11 protein-coding genes are annotated in these 15,127 nt (G+C 72.8%); 3 read left to right on the forward strand and 8 right to left on the reverse strand.

What is annotated here, in order from left to right:
- Positions 1-43: 43 nt before the first annotated feature.
- Genes CTE05_RS20430 through CTE05_RS07510 form a run of 8 tightly spaced genes read right to left on the reverse strand, consistent with a single transcriptional unit; the run spans position 44 to position 9,817 of the window.
- A complete protein-coding gene (locus CTE05_RS20430; RefSeq protein ID WP_222595430.1) occupies positions 44-757 on the reverse strand; it encodes a DUF2599 domain-containing protein in 714 nt (237 codons plus the stop codon).
- Positions 754-2,229 carry an alpha-amylase family glycosyl hydrolase gene (locus CTE05_RS07480; RefSeq protein WP_146845487.1) on the reverse strand — a complete coding sequence of 492 codons (1,476 nt, stop codon included), beginning with the start codon at positions 2,227-2,229 and terminating at the stop codon, positions 754-756. Before CTE05_RS07480 ends, CTE05_RS20430 begins: the two co-directional genes overlap by 4 nt.
- Positions 2,226-4,031, reverse strand: a complete 1,806-nt coding sequence (locus CTE05_RS07485; RefSeq protein ID WP_146845488.1) for a GH39 family glycosyl hydrolase — start codon at positions 4,029-4,031, stop codon at positions 2,226-2,228. Before CTE05_RS07485 ends, CTE05_RS07480 begins: the two co-directional genes overlap by 4 nt.
- Positions 4,028-5,587, reverse strand: coding sequence for a glucoamylase family protein (locus CTE05_RS07490; protein WP_186814771.1), 1,560 nt, complete (start codon positions 5,585-5,587; stop codon positions 4,028-4,030). The genes CTE05_RS07485 and CTE05_RS07490 overlap by 4 nt, the downstream gene beginning before the upstream one ends.
- 8 nt (positions 5,588-5,595) lie before the next feature.
- A complete protein-coding gene (locus tag CTE05_RS07495) occupies positions 5,596-6,468 on the reverse strand; it encodes a carbohydrate ABC transporter permease (protein ID WP_146845490.1) in 873 nt (290 codons plus the stop codon).
- Positions 6,465-7,481 (reverse strand): carbohydrate ABC transporter permease, encoded by a 1,017-nt coding sequence (locus CTE05_RS07500; RefSeq protein WP_146845491.1) that lies wholly within the window; start codon positions 7,479-7,481, stop codon positions 6,465-6,467. The genes CTE05_RS07495 and CTE05_RS07500 overlap by 4 nt, the downstream gene beginning before the upstream one ends.
- 4 nt (positions 7,482-7,485) lie before the next feature.
- Positions 7,486-8,760 (reverse strand): sugar ABC transporter substrate-binding protein, encoded by a 1,275-nt coding sequence (locus CTE05_RS07505; RefSeq protein ID WP_146845492.1) that lies wholly within the window; start codon positions 8,758-8,760, stop codon positions 7,486-7,488.
- 40 nt (positions 8,761-8,800) lie between these two features.
- Entirely contained in the window at positions 8,801-9,817 is a 1,017-nt protein-coding gene (locus CTE05_RS07510; RefSeq protein WP_146845493.1) for a LacI family DNA-binding transcriptional regulator, read from the reverse strand.
- A gap of 281 nt (positions 9,818-10,098) precedes the next feature.
- On the opposite strand from CTE05_RS07510, the gene purL reads away from it, so the two are divergent.
- The 3 genes from purL to CTE05_RS07525 all read left to right on the forward strand — a co-directional run bounded on the left by purL (position 10,099) and on the right by CTE05_RS07525 (position 15,070).
- On the forward strand, positions 10,099-12,462 hold the full coding sequence (purL, locus tag CTE05_RS07515; protein WP_146845494.1) for a phosphoribosylformylglycinamidine synthase subunit PurL: 2,364 nt from the start codon (positions 10,099-10,101) through the stop codon (positions 12,460-12,462).
- Positions 12,463-12,517: 55 nt separating this feature from the next.
- Positions 12,518-13,528, forward strand: coding sequence for a ribosome small subunit-dependent GTPase A (gene rsgA, locus CTE05_RS07520; protein WP_246123407.1), 1,011 nt, complete (start codon positions 12,518-12,520; stop codon positions 13,526-13,528).
- Positions 13,529-13,705: 177 nt separating this feature from the next.
- Positions 13,706-15,070 (forward strand): glycoside hydrolase family 6 protein, encoded by a 1,365-nt coding sequence (locus CTE05_RS07525; protein WP_146845495.1) that lies wholly within the window; start codon positions 13,706-13,708, stop codon positions 15,068-15,070.
- The last annotated feature ends 57 nt before the right edge of the window (positions 15,071-15,127 follow it).

Genomic DNA, 15,127 nt, shown 5'->3' on the forward strand with positions numbered 1-15,127 from the left:
GGCCCGCCTCCTGCGCACCTCGCACGAGGCGGGCCGAGCCTCGTCAGGGGTTGCAGCGCTCGCGGATCATCTCGATGGCGTCGACGTCGGGCCGCCAAGGCTCCAGGTTCCAGGTGGCCTTGTCCGGGGCGCCGAGCTCGTGGCACTCGAGCTGCGCCTTCATGCCGGGGGTGTCGGCGTCGGGTGCGAGGGCGACGACCTGTGCCCATAGGCCCTCCTGCGCGGCCTGCCCGCGGGCGCGGGCCCACGCGCTGGGCGTGACGGCGAGCGAGCGCCCGCCCTCGTTCTCCCCCCAGACGGCGCTCTCGACCGCGACGGTCGTGAACCAGAGGTCGGCGGCGTCGCCGAGCCGGACGACCTCGGGTCGCACCTGGACCAGCCCGGTACCCCACGGGTCGGTCGTCAGACCGGCGACGAACACGCCGGAGCCGTCGCGGATCGCGGCGGTCCCGTCGGACAGCGCGGTGATCGTCAACCCCTCGGGCGTCGCGACCAGCGCGTCGCCGGGGACGGCGGCGCGGGCGGAGCCGTCCGGGTCGACCGCCACCGCGAGACCGGGCACGGAGACGGTGAGCGTCACGGCACCGGAGGTCACGGGCGTGCCGGTCGCGCGGATCGCAGCGGGGTCCGTCGGGTCCACGGTCGGGGTCGGCGTGGCCGACGGGGACGGCGCCGGCGAGGGCTCGGGCGGGTCCGGGCTGCAGCCCACGAGCACGAGTGCGAGCAGCGCCGCGACCAGGGCTGCTCGTGTCCTCACGCTGCGAAACGTACCGGCCCGTCCGTCAGCCAGGCGCACTCCGCAGGTGTGACGATCGTCGGGTCCGCGCCGGCGCCGCTGCGCGCGACCACCGCCGTCCCGGGCGGGAGGCGCCACGGGCGGGACGACGTGTTGAGCGCGACGAGCGCGTCGCCGCGGCGGCCGACGAGCACCCCGGGCCGGGCGTCCTCCCAGGACAGGTCCTCCGACGTCCACAGCCAGCGGCGTGCGGCGAGCGCCCGGTGCAGCACCGACCACGCCGACGCGGGGTCGGTCTCCTGCCGCTCGCGGGCGTACTCGGGCCAGGTCGCGGGGACCGGCAGCCACGGCGTGCCCGTCGTGAACCCGGCGCCGGGTCCCGACGTCCACGGCAGCGGCACGCGCGCGCCGTCGCGGTTGGGCAGCTGGCCACCGGACCGCAGGGACTGCGGGTCCTGCCACCGCTCCGGGGGTACGTCGGCGTCGGGCAGGCCCAGCTCGTCGCCGGCGTACAGGTAGAACGCGCCGGGCAGGGCGAGCAGGAACAGGTGCAGGGCGAGGGCGCGCTCGGGTCCGAGGCGCGTCGCGACCCGGGCGATGTCGTGGTTGCCAGCCACCCAGGCGGGCAGGGCACCGACCGCGCGGTGGGCGGCGAGCTGGGCGTCGACCGTCCGGCGCAGGGCCGCGGCGGACCAGGGTGTGCGCAGGACGTCGAACGCGAAGGCCTGGCCCAGCTCGTCGGCGCGGGCGAAGGCCGCGGTGCGCTCGGGCGGTCCCCAGGCCTCCGCGACTGCGGGCGCGTCGCCCAGCACGTGCCTCCACGAGCGGTAGATGTCGTGCACCTCGTCGCGGTCCCAGTGCGGGTGCGGGACGCCCGGGCGCACCTCGCCGTACGCGGGGTCCTTCGCCAGCCCACCGGCCACGTCCACCCGGAACCCGTCGACGCCGCGCCCCAGCCAGAACCGCAGCGTGTCCGCGAAGTCGGCCCGCACCACCGGGTGCGCCCAGTTCAGGTCCGGCTGCTCGGGGGCGAACAGGTGCAGGTACCAGTCGCCGTCGGGGAGCGGCGACCAGGCGGGCCCGCCGAACATCGACCGCCAGCCGGTGGGCCGGGAGCGGATGTGGAACAGCTCCCGCTCGGGTCCGCCGGCGCGCGCGGCGACGAACCACGGGTGCTGGTCGGACACGTGGTTCGGGACCAGGTCCATGAGCACCCGCAGCCCGCGCTCGTGCGCCTCGGCGAGGAACGCGTCGAACGCGGCGAGGTCCCCGAAGAGCGGGTCGATGTCGCGGTGGTCGGCCACGTCGTACCCGTGGTCAGCCTGCGGCGAGCGGTACACCGGCGTGAGCCACACCGCGTCGACGCCCAGGCGAGCGACGGCGTCGAGCCCGGCGGTCAGACCCGCCAGGTCACCGACGCCGTCGCCGTCCCCGTCCAGGAAGGACCGGACGTACACCTGGTAGACGACGGCACCGCGCCACCAGGGGCTCACCCCGCGTGCACCGCGCGGACCAGCTCGACCAGCACGATCGACGGGTTCGGCAGGTCGACGTCGATCGTCGACCCGTCGAGCGGGCGCTCCGTGACGGCGAGCCGGTCGGCGGCCCGCAGGCTCGCCCACTGCTCGTCGGTCGGCCAGTCGGCACCGTCCGACATCGACGACCACACGGCCGCGATGTTCGAGTGCTCGGCGTCGACCCTCGACTCGCGCACGGTCCAGTCGCCGTCGGGCAGACCGTCGAGCACCACCCGGGCGGTGCGGGCCAGCGCCGTCGAGCCGTCCACCAGCCCCTGGTCGAGCGTGCCGTTCCAGAGCGCGATCGCGATGCGGTCCTCGTCGCGCGACGCCCACACCTCGACCAGGCTGTCCGCACCGTCGCCGGTCACGGTCGCCGCGACCTCGTCGCGACCCAGCTGCTCCAGCAGCCACAGCGCCCACCACCGCGGCTTGCGCAGCTCGCCGACGGTCCGCAGCCCGAACCCGCCGTGCAGGAGGCGCGGCGGTCGGCCGAGCTCCTCGAACTGGTCGGAGACCACCCAGTAGGACAGCGCGTCGATCCGCCCGGCCGCCGACCGCATCCCGCGGACCAGGAAGGCCGCGGAGAACACGCCGTCGTTGGCGTTGCCGAAGTGCGTCGGGCTCACGCCCCACTCGGTCCACCAGATCTGCGCGTCCTCGCGCCCGTGCCGCGCGAGCGTCGCCCGCACGTCCAGGGGAGCGTTGCCGTAGGTGTGCGTCGACACGAAGTCGACGGGTGCGCCGGACGACGCGACGTGCTCCAGGAGCCCGTCCACCCACCCGGCCGCCGCGGTCGACGGACCGCCCACGACGAGCCGGTCGTCCACCGCGCGGACCGCGTTCACGGTGACGTCGTACAGGCGCCAGAACTCCTCGCGCGTGCCGGACCAGAAGACCTCGAGGTTCGGCTCGTTCCACACCTCGAACGACCACCGGTCGCGGACCTCGTCGAGGCCGTACCGCCGGACCAGGTGCGCGACGAGGTCGGTGATCAGCGCGCCCCACCGGTCCCAGTCCTTCGGCGGGGACACGATCGCGCCGTAGTCGAACACGGTCACGTCCGGGTCCGACGCCAGGTCGCGCGGCATGTAGGACAGCTCGACGACGGGACGCAGGCCGAGGGCCAGGAGCGCGTCGTACGTCGCGTCGACACCCGAGAAGTCGTGCACGGGCTCGCCGTCGACCTCGCGGTAGACGCCGAGGTCGTCGCAGAGGATCGCGTGCGCCCGGACCGTGGCCACACCGAGCTCGTCGTGCGCCGCCCGCAGCGCCGACGTGAGGTCCGCGGAGATGCTCTGCCCGCCGACCGTCTCGTCGCTCAGCAGGAGGCTGAGGTGCTCCGAGCCGATCATCGGCCGCCAGGGCCGGGGCAGCTCGCGGACCACGGTGGCGACGTCCACCAGGACCTCGACGCCCGCGTCACCGGAGGGCAGCGAGGCCGCGACGACCTCGTCACCCGCCGGACCGGTCACGTCGACGTCGGTGACCGTGGCGACGGCGTAGCGGTACGGCACGCCCGGCTCGCCGGTGGTGTCGGCGTACGGCCCGTGCGGGACCGCCAGCACGTCGCCGCCCTGGTGGTCCAGCGGCTTCCCGTCGCGGACGACCTGGTACCCGACCGCGCCGTCGACCGGCTCCCAGTGCAGGGTCACCTGCCCCACCCCCGGCGCGGCGTACAGCCCCGCCGGGGGTGCGAGCACCGGGATCTGCCCGGCCGCGGCGGTGTCCGAGCGACGCCCGATCCTGTTCTCCCAGTCCGTGCGCGCCTCGGTCACTTGATCACCCCCGCGCTGAACTCCTCCTGGCCGATGAGCGGCCGCAGGACCTTCTCCACCTGGCGGGTGCCGAACGACTCGTGCAGGACGCCGCCGCCCAGCACGTTGCCCAGCGCGCCCAGGACCATGCCCTGGTCGAGCGACAGGTACCGGTCCGCCTGCGTGTTGGAGCGGACCGCGACGGAGTCGTAGAACCCGCCGTCGCCGTACGCGCCGAGGACCGTCTCGATGTTGCGGAGGTTCTGCACGGCCTCGCGCGGTGCGTACGGCAGCGCGAGGAAGGACGCGTGCGGGGTCACGACGCCGTCACCGAACGTCGGCGTCGGGTTGGTCGCAGGGCGGCAGCCCTCGTAGCCCGCGTCCACGTTCGTCTTCTCCGCGTCCGAGGGGTACCCGGTCGGGTCCATGCCGATCGCGTCGACGCCGTAGACGGCGTACGAGGCGAACGGGTCGCTCGCGGGGGAGAAGCCCCAGTAGCCGTAGCCGGCCTCGACCATGCCGTGCTCGATGTGCGCGCGGACGGCGAGCGGGTGGTTGACACCCCAGCTCTTCGGGGCCCACTCGGACTCCGGCACGAACAGGTCCGGCATGAGCTCCTCGAACATGTCGCCGCCCCACGTCGGGACGATGTGCATGCCGCGGTACGTGAACGCGCCCTCGAACACCTCGATGCCCTCGTACGTGCGCGTCACGCCCACCGGACGCTGCTCCAGCCAGTCCCAGTCGCAGCTGGCCGGGAACGTGCGGGCCGTCGCGTAGTAGTGCGCGGGCGGGATCTGGCCGCGGGCGATGCCGATGTAGCTGGCGATCCGCGGCTCGGAGTTGGTGATGTCGTAGTGGTTGTTGGTGAACCACACCGGCGTCCCGTCGACCGTCCCCGGCGTGGAGGTGCCGGCCGGGGGAGCGGCCCAGAACCCGCCGCGCAGCAGACCTGCTCGCCCGGGGATGCCGCCGTTGGCGGCCGGGTCGTAGAACGCCGCGAAGTTCATCGGCTCCAGCAGCGCGTCCGCCTGCCTGCGCAGGGACGGCTCGGCGGTGCGGACCACCATGAGGGCCGCGGCCATCCACCCGTTGTCCACCGACGACAGGAACGGGTAGATCGTCTCGCCCGTCGGGAACACGGTGAGCTTGGCTGCCGTGGCCTCGTCGTACCAGTTGTAGAACATGCCGCTCGGCTCGTGGCGCTCCATCGTCGCCAGCGTGGCGAGCGTCTGCTTCATCCGCTGCCTGGCCTCGCGCTTGCCGATGATCCCGAGCTCCTCGGCGGAGATCGTGGACCACAGGTACGCGCCGATGTTCGTCGGGGACGTGTAGCCGGACCGTGTCGCCGGGTCCAGGGACGCGTCGATGTTGTCGGCCGGCAGGCCCGTGGTCTCGTCCGTCATGGCGACGAACGACGTCCACGTGTCGTGCCCCCAGCGCTTCAGGTCCGCGCGGTCGTGCCGGCTGAGGCCGAGGTCGTCGTGGTGCCGGCCGCCTGCGGAGGCGGTGGTGGCACCGGTGAGGAGGAGTGCCGCAGCCGCTGCTGCGGCCGCGAGAGGTCGGAGTCTCATCATCGAGCCCTTCATGACTTGAGGCCGGTGGTCGCCAGGCCCTGCACGACGTGCTTCTGGAGCGCGAAGAACAGGACGAGGATGGGGAGGACGACGACCATCGAGCCGGCGAGCAGGAGGCCGTACTGCGTGGAGTTCTGCCCGACGCTGTACAGCGCGAGCGCGACCGGGAGGGTGTACATGTCCTCGGTGCTGGACACGACCAGCGGCCACAGGAAGTTGTTCCAGGAGCCGAGGAACGTGAGGATCGCGAGCGTCGCGAGGGCCGGCTTGCACAGCGGCATGACCACCCGCGCGAAGATCCGGAACTCCCCGGCGCCGTCCACGCGCCCGGCGTCGATCAGCTCGTCGGGGATCCCCTGGATGAACTGCCGCATGAGGAACACGCCGAAGGGTCCGGCCAGGAACGGCAGGATCAGGCCGAAGTACGTGTTGACCATGCCCAGGTTGCTGATCTGCACGAACAGCGGGACCAGCGTGACCATCCCGGGGATCATGAGCGTGGCAAGCACCAGCCGGAACAGCCACGCGCGCCCCCAGAAGTCGAGCTTGGCGAACGCGTACCCGAGCATCGAGCAGAACACCAGGTTGCCGACCGTCACGACGACCGCGACGAGGACGGAGTTGGCGAAGAACTGCGGGAAGTCGAGCCGTGTGAACAGCTCGCGGAAGTTGTCCAGCGTCGGGTTCTGCGGCCACCACGTGGGCGGGTTGGCGCGAAGCTCGCCCTCGCTCTTGACCGACCCGAGGGCCATCCAGACGAACGGCGTGACGACGAGCACGAGGCCGATGCCGAGCACCGCGTAGAGCCACGGGCGGGCCTGCGGCTCGCCGATGTGCGACCCCACCGTGCCGCGGGGCTTGGTGTCCTGGAGCGTGGTCATGCCGACGCACCTCCCGCGCGACGGAACCAGCGGCGCTTCGGACCGGTCGCGTCGTCGCGCTCGCCGAAGACCTTGAACTGGATGATCGTGAGCACCACGACCGCGGCGAAGAGCACGTAGCTCATCGCGGCCGCGACGCCGTAGTTGCCGAACCCGAACGTGTTGTAGACGAGGTAGGCCACCGAGAGCGTGCTGTTCAGCGGACCGCCCTGCGTCATGACGAAGGGCTCCTCGAAGAACTGCAGGAAGCCGATGCCCGTGATGACGCCGGCGAAGAGCATGGTCGGCCGGATCGTCGGGATGGTGATCTGCCGCAGCCGCTGCCAGGCGGTCGCACCGTCGAGCGCGGCGGCCTCGTGCAGGGCCTTCGGCACGGACTGCAGGCCGGCCAGGAAGATCACGACGAGCGTGCCCAGGTTCCGCCAGACCGACATCGCGATGAGCGACGGCATCGCCCAGGTGGTGCTGCCCAGCCAGTCCGGACCGGTGATGCCCACCCAGCCCAGCACCTCGTTGATCAGCCCGTTCTCGGGTCGCAGCAGGAACCGCCAGACGACGGCGACGGCCACGATCGAGGTGACCACCGGCATGTAGTACCCGATCCGGAAGAACCCGGAGAGCTTGGTGATGCCGGTGTTGAGTGCGATCGCGATGGCGAGCGCCGTGATCATCGTCAGCGGGACACCGACGACGACGAAGTAGAGCGTGTTCGTCGCGGCCTTCCGGAACGTCGGGTCGGCGAGCACGGTGGCGAAGTTGTCGAGGCCGACGAAGTTCACCGCGAACGGGTTCTGCAGGTCCCGGCTCTTGATGTCGGTGACGCTCATGAAGAGCGACGAGATCACCGGCCACGCGGTGAAGACGAGGAACAGCACCACGAACGGTGCGGCCAGTCCCCACGCGGCGATGCTGCGCCGTCGGCGCAGGGGGGAGGAGCGCCGGACCCGGGGGACGGCCTGGTCGGCCGCCCCCGGTGCCCGCACGCCCGACCCGGAGGTCAGGGTCGTGGACATGAGGTCAGAGCCCCGTGCCGATCGACTCGGCCTGCTGCTGGATGGCCGTGGCGGCCTCCTGCGGGTCCATGCCGGACTTGCAGACCTTCTCCAGCTCGGTGTCGATCACGTTGGCGATCTGCTCCCACGTGGGGATCGCCGGCGGTGCCTGCGCGGTCGTCATCTGCTCGCCGAACACCGCGAGGCGCTCGTCGGAGGCGAGGTCGCCCGACTCCCACGCGGACTGCACGGCGGGCAGGTCGCTGGTCTCCGCGTACCAGTCGGCCTGGACCTCGGGGTCGCTCAGCCACTGCACGAAGGCCCACGCGGCGTCGCGGTTCTCGGCGCTCTTGAACACCGCGAGGTTGCTGCCGCCGATGAACGACGCCTGCGTCTCGCCGGCGGGCAGCGGGGCGAGGGTCACGGTGTCCAGGAAGCCCTCGCCGCCGGACTCGTCGAGGAGCCCGATGTGCCACGGACCGGACTGGAACGCGCCGATCTTGCCCGCGACGAAGTCGGGTTCCAGCGTGCCCTCCGGCAGCTCCTTGGGGGCGACGCCGTCGGTGAAGAACGACTGGTAGTACGTGAGCGCCTCGACGAACTCCGGGGTGTCGAACGTGAACTCGGTCTGGTCGGCGTTCATGATCTCGGCGCCCGCCTGCCAGGCGAACGGCAGGAACGTCTGCCACGCGCCGGTCTGGCCGGGCTGCAGGTTGATGCCCCACTGGGCGCCCGCGGACTGCATGCCCTTGGACATCGCCGTGAGGTCGTCCCAGGTGGCGGGCGTCGGCGACACGCCGGCCTGCTCGGCGAGCGCGGTGTCGACGTACAGCACCCGGGTCTCGACGTACCACGGCACGGCGTAGGAGGTGCCGCCGACCTCGGTGGAGCCCCAGGCTCCCTCGAAGAACGTGGACTCGTCGATCAGGTCGGGCGGCGTCGGGTCGAGCCCGCCGCTCGAGGCGAACTCACCCATCCACGTCGTCCCGATCATCGACACGTCGGGCACCTCGTCCGCGGCGATCGCGGTGGCGATCTTGTCGTGGGCGGCGTCCCAGGGCACGGCGGTGACGTCGATCGTCACGTCGGGGTTCTCCTCCGTGAACGCCTCTGCGAAGGCTCCGAGCTTCTCGCCCTCGGTGCCCATCGCCCAGACGGTCACGGTGCCGCTGAGCTCGTCGGTGTCGACGGCGGTGGCGGTCGCGTCCCCGGTGGTCGTGTCGTCGCCTCGACCGCAGGCGGTCAGGGCGAGCGTCGTGACGGCGAGCGCGGCGACGCCGATGCGCGCAGTTCTCCTCATGGTGGTTCCTCCTCGAACCGGACGGGCCGCAGGGGGTCCGTCAGGGGTGCAGGCCGCAGCTGTCGCGGACCACCAGGTCGGTGGCCAGCAGCTCGTGCCGCGGGGTGGTGCGGGTGGCGGTGATGCGCTCGTCGAGCACCTCGGCGGCGAGGGACCCGAGCGCGCGCATCGGTTGGCGGACGGTGGTGAGGGCGGGGCGGGCGTGGCGGGCGGCCATGACGTCGTCCCACCCGGTGATCGCGATGTCGTGCCCCACGCGCAGGCCGGCCTCCTCGGCCGCGACGATGGCGCCGAGCGCGATCTCGTCGTTCGCGCAGACGAGGGCGTCGGGACGCCGGCGCCCTTCGAGCAGGGTGGCGGCGACGCGCGTGCCGGACGCCTCGTCGAACAGGCAGGGGGTCTGGGTCGGCTCGATGCCGTGCGCGCCGAGACCCTCGCGTATCCCGAGGAACCGCTCGGCCACGTCGGGGGACTCCTCCGGGGACCCGAGGAGCGCGACGCGCTCCAGCCCGTGACCGGCCAGGTGCTCGCCGAGGGCGCGGGCCGAGGTGAGCCCGTCGGTGCGGACCGAGTCGACGTCACCGAGCTCCGGCCGGGCCAGGACGACCACCGGGAGGCCGGCCAGGCCGGCGATGACCTCGTCGGAGACCGTGCGGCCCAGCAGCACCATCCCGTCGACGCGTCCGGCCAGGTCGCGCACGGCCGACGCCGGGTCGGGGCGGCCGTGCGTGGCGAGCACGAGGACGCTGCGGCCGAGCTGCGAGGCGGTCTCCTCGTACCCGAGCAGGACCTCGGCGTAGTACGGGCCGGACAGGTCGGGGAAGACGATCCCGTTGGCGGCGTGCGTGCGCGCGGCCAGCGAGGTGCCCGCGTGGCTGGGGCGGAAGCCGAGCTCCTCGACGGCGGCGAGCACGCGAGCCCGGGTCGCTTCGGCGACGGGTGCGGAGCCGTTCATGGCCCGGGAGACGGTCGCGATCCCGACGCCGGCGTGCGCGGCGACGTCGTAGATCGTCACCGCGCCCGTGTCGTGGCCCGGAGGCGTAGGAAGCGCTTTCATGTGGTGACCGTCACACCTCCCGACGAGTTGCGCAACTCGAGCGGGAGGGCGTGATCACGGTCATCTCGCGCCGTCCCGAGTCACGGGGGACCTGTCCCCGCAGGTCAGTGCCGCGATCCCCGGGCCGGGCCGCAGCGCCGCAATTGCCCGGAAACTCGTCGGCGCGGACGCTGCTCCGGGACGCGTCCGGGCGCCGGTATCCTGACCCTCGTCTGCCGATGTCGGCTGTGTCGTCGGCCCGTCGGCCGGCGAGCGGCCCACGGTCTCCACCGAGGGAATCGATGACCACCGCACCTGCGCGCGCCCCCCAGACCGACACCGTCGACGTCGCCGCCGCGACCCCCGACCAGGAGCAGCCGTTCGCGGAGCTGGGCCTGAAGCCGGACGAGTACCAGCGGATCCGGGACATCCTCGGGCGGCGCCCCACGGCCGCCGAGCTCGCCATGTACTCGGTGATGTGGTCGGAGCACTGCTCGTACAAGTCGAGCAAGAACCACCTGCGCCAGTTCGGCGAGAAGACCACCGACGCCATGAAGGAGCACCTGCTCGTCGGCATCGGCGAGAACGCGGGCGTGGTCGACATCGGCGACGGCTGGGCCGTGACGTTCAAGGTCGAGTCGCACAACCACCCGTCCTACGTCGAGCCGTACCAGGGCGCGGCCACGGGTGTCGGCGGCATCGTGCGCGACATCATCTCGATGGGCGCGCGGCCCGTCGCTGTCATGGACCAGCTGCGCTTCGGCGCCGTCGACCACCCCGACACCGCCCGCGTCGTGCACGGCGTCGTGGCCGGGGTCGGCGGGTACGGCAACTCCCTCGGCCTGCCCAACATCGGCGGCGAGCTCGTGTTCGACCCGTCCTACCAGGGCAACCCGCTGGTCAACGCCCTGTGCCTGGGCGTCCTGCGGCACGAGGACATCCACCTGGCCAACGCCTCGGGCGCGGGCAACAAGGTGGTCCTGTTCGGTGCACGCACGGGCGGCGACGGCATCGGGGGCGCGTCGATCCTCGCGTCCGAGACGTTCGACGACACCAAGCCCTCCAAGCGCCCGTCGGTGCAGGTCGGCGACCCGTTCATGGAGAAGGTGCTCATCGAGTGCTGCCTCGAGCTCTACGCCGCGCGCGTGGTCGAGGGCATCCAGGACCTGGGCGCCGCCGGCATCTCCTGCGCGACGAGCGAGCTGGCCTCCAACGGCGACGGCGGCATGCACGTCGACCTGGAGAACGTCCTGCTGCGCGACCCGTCGCTGACCGCCGGCGAGATCCTCATGTCGGAGTCGCAGGAGCGCATGATGGCCGTGGTCCGGCCCGACCAGCTCGACGCGTTCCTGGCCATCACCGGCAAGTGGGACGTCGAGACGGCCGTCATCGGCGAGGTCACCGGCACCGGGCGCCTCACGATCGACCACCACGGCCAGCGGATCGTCGACGTCGACCCGAAGACCGTCGCGCACGAGGGCCCGGTCTACGACCGCCCGTACGCGCGCCCGGCGTGGCAGGACGCGCTCAACGCCGACACCGTGGCCACGCTGCGCAAGCCCTCGACCAACGCCGAGCTGCGCGCCACCGTCCTGGAGCTCCTGGCCAGCCCCAACCTCGCCTCCAAGGCCTGGGTGACCGACCAGTACGACCGCTTCGTGCAGGGCAACACCGCGCTCGCGCAGCCCGACGACTCCGGCGTCGTCCGCGTCGACGAGTCCACCGGCCTCGGCGTCGCGCTCGCCACCGACGCCAACGGCCGGTACGCCAAGCTCGACCCGTACACGGGCGCGCAGCTGGCCCTGGCGGAGGCGTACCGCAACGTCGCGACGACGGGCGCCCGTCCGCTGGCCGTGACCGACTGCCTCAACTTCGGCAGCCCCGAGCACCCCGACTCCATGTGGCAGCTGGTCGAGGCGATCCGCGGCCTGGCCGACGCGTGCCAGGTGCTCGAGGTCCCCGTCACCGGCGGCAACGTCTCGCTCTACAACGGCACGGGGGAGCCGGGCCTCATCGACTCCGCCATCCACCCGACCCCCGTGGTCGGCGTCCTGGGCGTGCTCGACGACGTCGCCGACGCCACCCCGTCGGGCTGGACCGCCCCGGGCCAGGCCGTCTACCTGCTGGGCACCACGCGCCCGGAGCTGGACGGGTCGGCATGGGCCGACGTCGTGCACGGCCACCTCGGTGGGCTGCCGCCGGCCGTCGACCTGGCCGCGGAGCGCCGGCTGGCCGAGGTCCTCGTCCGCGCCAGCCGCGACGAGCTCGTCGACGCCGCGCACGACCTGTCGGAGGGCGGTCTGGTCCAGGGGCTCATCGAGTCGAGCCTGCGCTTCGGCGTCGGCGTGCAGGTGTCGCTCGAGACGCTCTGCGCCCGGGACGGCCTCACGCCGTTCGAGGCGCTGTTCTCGGAGTCGACCGCCCGCGTGCTCGTCGCGGTCCCGCGCTCGGAGGAGGTCCGCCTCGTCGACCTCTGCACCGCGCGCGGCGTCCCGGCGCTGCGCCTCGGGGAGACCGCCGAGTCGTGCTCGCCCGGTGCCGGCACCCCGACCGACGCCGCCGACCACGTGCACGGTCCCGCGGTCGAGGTGCAGGGCGTGTTCACCCTGCCCCTGGCGGAGGCCCGCGAGGCCCACGAGGCGACCCTCCCGCACTACTTCGGCTGACCGCTCCCGGAATTTCCGTGGCTGGTCGCGGCCGGGCGCTCCTACCGTCGAGGGCGTGACCGACCTCTTCCGCGTGGTGCGCGCCGACAAGGGCGCCGTCCTCGTGCTGCCCGCCGACGGGCTCGACGGCGCTCACGACCCCCACCGGGTCACGCTCGACCGGGACGGTCTGCTGGCGAGCGAGGGCGGCGAACGCCTCGTGCCGACGGTCGGGGACTGGTTGCACGTCGACGAGACGGGCCCGAGCCTTCGGCGCCGCACCACCGCCCTGGTCCGCGACAGCGCGGGCGCCACGTCGCGGGTGCAGGCGCTCGCCGCCAACGTCGACGTCGTCCTGGTGGTCGAGCACCTCGAGCCGGACCCGGACCTCGGCCGCATCGAGCGGCTGCTCACGCTGGCGTGGCGCTCGGGCGCGACGCCGGTCGTCGTCCTGACGAAGGCCGACCTCGTGCCGGACCCCGAGGGCATGACGTCGGAGGTCGAGGCGGTGGCCCTCGCTGTCGACGTCCACACCGTCAGCGTCCCGACCGGGCAGGGGCTCGACGCGCTCCGTGCGCTGCTGGTCCCGGGAGCCACCCTCGTCGCGGTCGGCCCGTCCGGCGCCGGCAAGTCCACGCTGGTCAACGCGCTGGCGGGGCGGGACGTGATGGAGACGGGGGAGCGGCGGGCAGACGGTCGCGGCCGGCACACGACGACGCACCGCGAGCTCGTCCCGCTGGCGGGCGGCGCGATGCTCATCGACACGCCGGGCATCCGCGGGGTCGGCGTCGTCGCGGACGAGGACGCGCTGGACACCACGTTCGCGGACGTGGCCGAGCTGGCGGCGGCCTGCCGGTTCGCCGACTGCCACCACGCGGGCGAGCCGGGCTGCGCCATCCGGGCGGCACTCGACTCCGGGGAGCTCGCGGAGCGCCGGTTCGACAGCTGGCGGCGGCTGGCGAAGGAGGCGGCGTACCAGGCCCGACGGTCGGACGCGCGGCTGCGTGCCGAGGAGCGCGACCGCTGGAAGAAGGTCACCAAGGAGTACCAGCGGGGCCTGCGCGGGTCGGGCCGTCCGCGCCCCTGAGGGCCGCGCGGAAGCGCATCGACGACCGCGTTTCCGATGACAAAACGATTAGGTTCCTCGCCCCCGCTCGCCATACCCGGGGCACGTCGGGTTTCCTCGACGGGACCGGGACGCAGCAGCCGTCATCGTCGACGGCGAGCCGGTCCCGCCCATCGCACCTGACGTCCGAGGAGATCCATGCCCACCCGCAGAAGTGCCACCGCGATGCTCGCCGCCGCGGCCGTCGCGGTCGCCGGCCTCAGCGCCGTCGCCGCAGCCACCACCGCACAGGCAGCCCCCGGCTGCAAGGTCGAGTACAAGATCACGAACCAGTGGGGCGGCGGCTACGGCGCCGACGTCACCGTCACCAACCTGGGCGACCCCGTCAGCTCCTGGACGGTCGCGTGGACGTTCACGGCTGGGCAGAAGATCACGCAGCTGTGGAACGGCAACGCCAGCCAGAGCGGCTCGACCGTCTCCGTCGGGAGCCTGCCGTACAACGGCTCGCTGGGGACGAACGGGAAGACGAACTTCGGCTTCAACGGCTCGTGGAGCGGGTCGAACCCGGTCCCGACGACGTTCACCATGAACGGCACCACCTGTACCGGTACCACCCCGACGCAGACGCCGACCCCCACGCAGACGCCGACGCAGACCCCCACCCCCACGCCGACGGTCACCCCGACCCCGACCCCGACGCCGACCCAGACACCCCCGCCGACCTCCGGCAGCTTCTACGTCGACCCGGCGACCCAGGGGTACCGCGCCTGGCAGCAGGCGAGCGGCACCGACAAGGCGCTGCTCGAGAAGATCGCCCTGACCCCGCAGGCGTACTGGGTGGGCAACTGGGCCGACGCATCGCACGCCAGGGCCGAGGTCGCCGACTACACCGGCCGCGCCGTGGCAGCCGGCAAGACCCCGACGCTCGTCGTCTACGCGATCCCCGGCCGTGACTGCGGCTCCTACTCCGGCGGCGGCGTGGCCGAGAGCGCCTACGCGGCCTGGATCGACACCGTCGCGTCCGGCATCCAGGGCAGGCCCTACGTGATCCTCGAGCCCGACGCGCTCGCCCAGCTGGGCGACTGCAGCGGTCAGGGCGACCGGATCGGCTTCCTGAAGTACGCCGCCAAGGCGCTCACCCTCAAGGGCGCCCGCGTGTACATCGACGCCGGCCACTCGTCGTGGCTGCCCGTCAGCACCGCCGTGAACCGCCTCAACCAGGTCGGCTTCGAGTACGCGGTCGGCTTCGCGCTCAACACGTCGAACTACCAGACGACCTCGGCGTCGAAGTCCTACGGCCAGCAGATCTCGCAGCAGCTGGGCGGCAAGCGGTTCGTCATCGACACCTCCCGCAACGGCAACGGCTCCAACGGCGAGTGGTGCAACCCGCGGGGACGGGCGCTCGGCGAGAGGCCGACGCTCGTGAACGACGGCTCCGGTCTCGACGCCCTCCTGTGGGTCAAGCTGCCGGGCGAGTCCGACGGCACCTGCAACGGCGGCCCGTCGGCCGGCGCCTGGTTCCAGGAGATCGCCCTGGAGCTGGCCCGCAACGCGAGGTGGTGACCGGCACCCAGCCGTAGGTCATCCTCAGGAGCTCGCGGACGCCACGGATCGTGGCGT

Source organism: Cellulomonas terrae (assembly GCF_007990265.1).
GTDB lineage: Bacteria > Actinomycetota > Actinomycetes > Actinomycetales > Cellulomonadaceae > Cellulomonas > Cellulomonas terrae.

What these genes read in the sequence shown, in the direction of transcription:
- CTE05_RS07505 (WP_146845492.1), bottom strand. Translation starts at nt 8,760, where the DNA reads ATGAGGAGAACTGCGCGCATCGGCGTCGCCGCGCTCGCCGTCACGACG.
- CTE05_RS07495 (WP_146845490.1), bottom strand. Translation starts at nt 6,468, where the DNA reads ATGACCACGCTCCAGGACACCAAGCCCCGCGGCACGGTGGGGTCGCAC.
- CTE05_RS07510 (WP_146845493.1), bottom strand. Translation starts at nt 9,817, where the DNA reads ATGAAAGCGCTTCCTACGCCTCCGGGCCACGACACGGGCGCGGTGACG.
- CTE05_RS07500 (WP_146845491.1), bottom strand. Translation starts at nt 7,481, where the DNA reads ATGTCCACGACCCTGACCTCCGGGTCGGGCGTGCGGGCACCGGGGGCG.
- purL (WP_146845494.1), top strand. Translation starts at nt 10,099, where the DNA reads ATGACCACCGCACCTGCGCGCGCCCCCCAGACCGACACCGTCGACGTC.
- CTE05_RS07525 (WP_146845495.1), top strand. Translation starts at nt 13,706, where the DNA reads ATGCCCACCCGCAGAAGTGCCACCGCGATGCTCGCCGCCGCGGCCGTC.
- CTE05_RS07490 (WP_186814771.1), bottom strand. Translation starts at nt 5,587, where the DNA reads ATGATGAGACTCCGACCTCTCGCGGCCGCAGCAGCGGCTGCGGCACTC.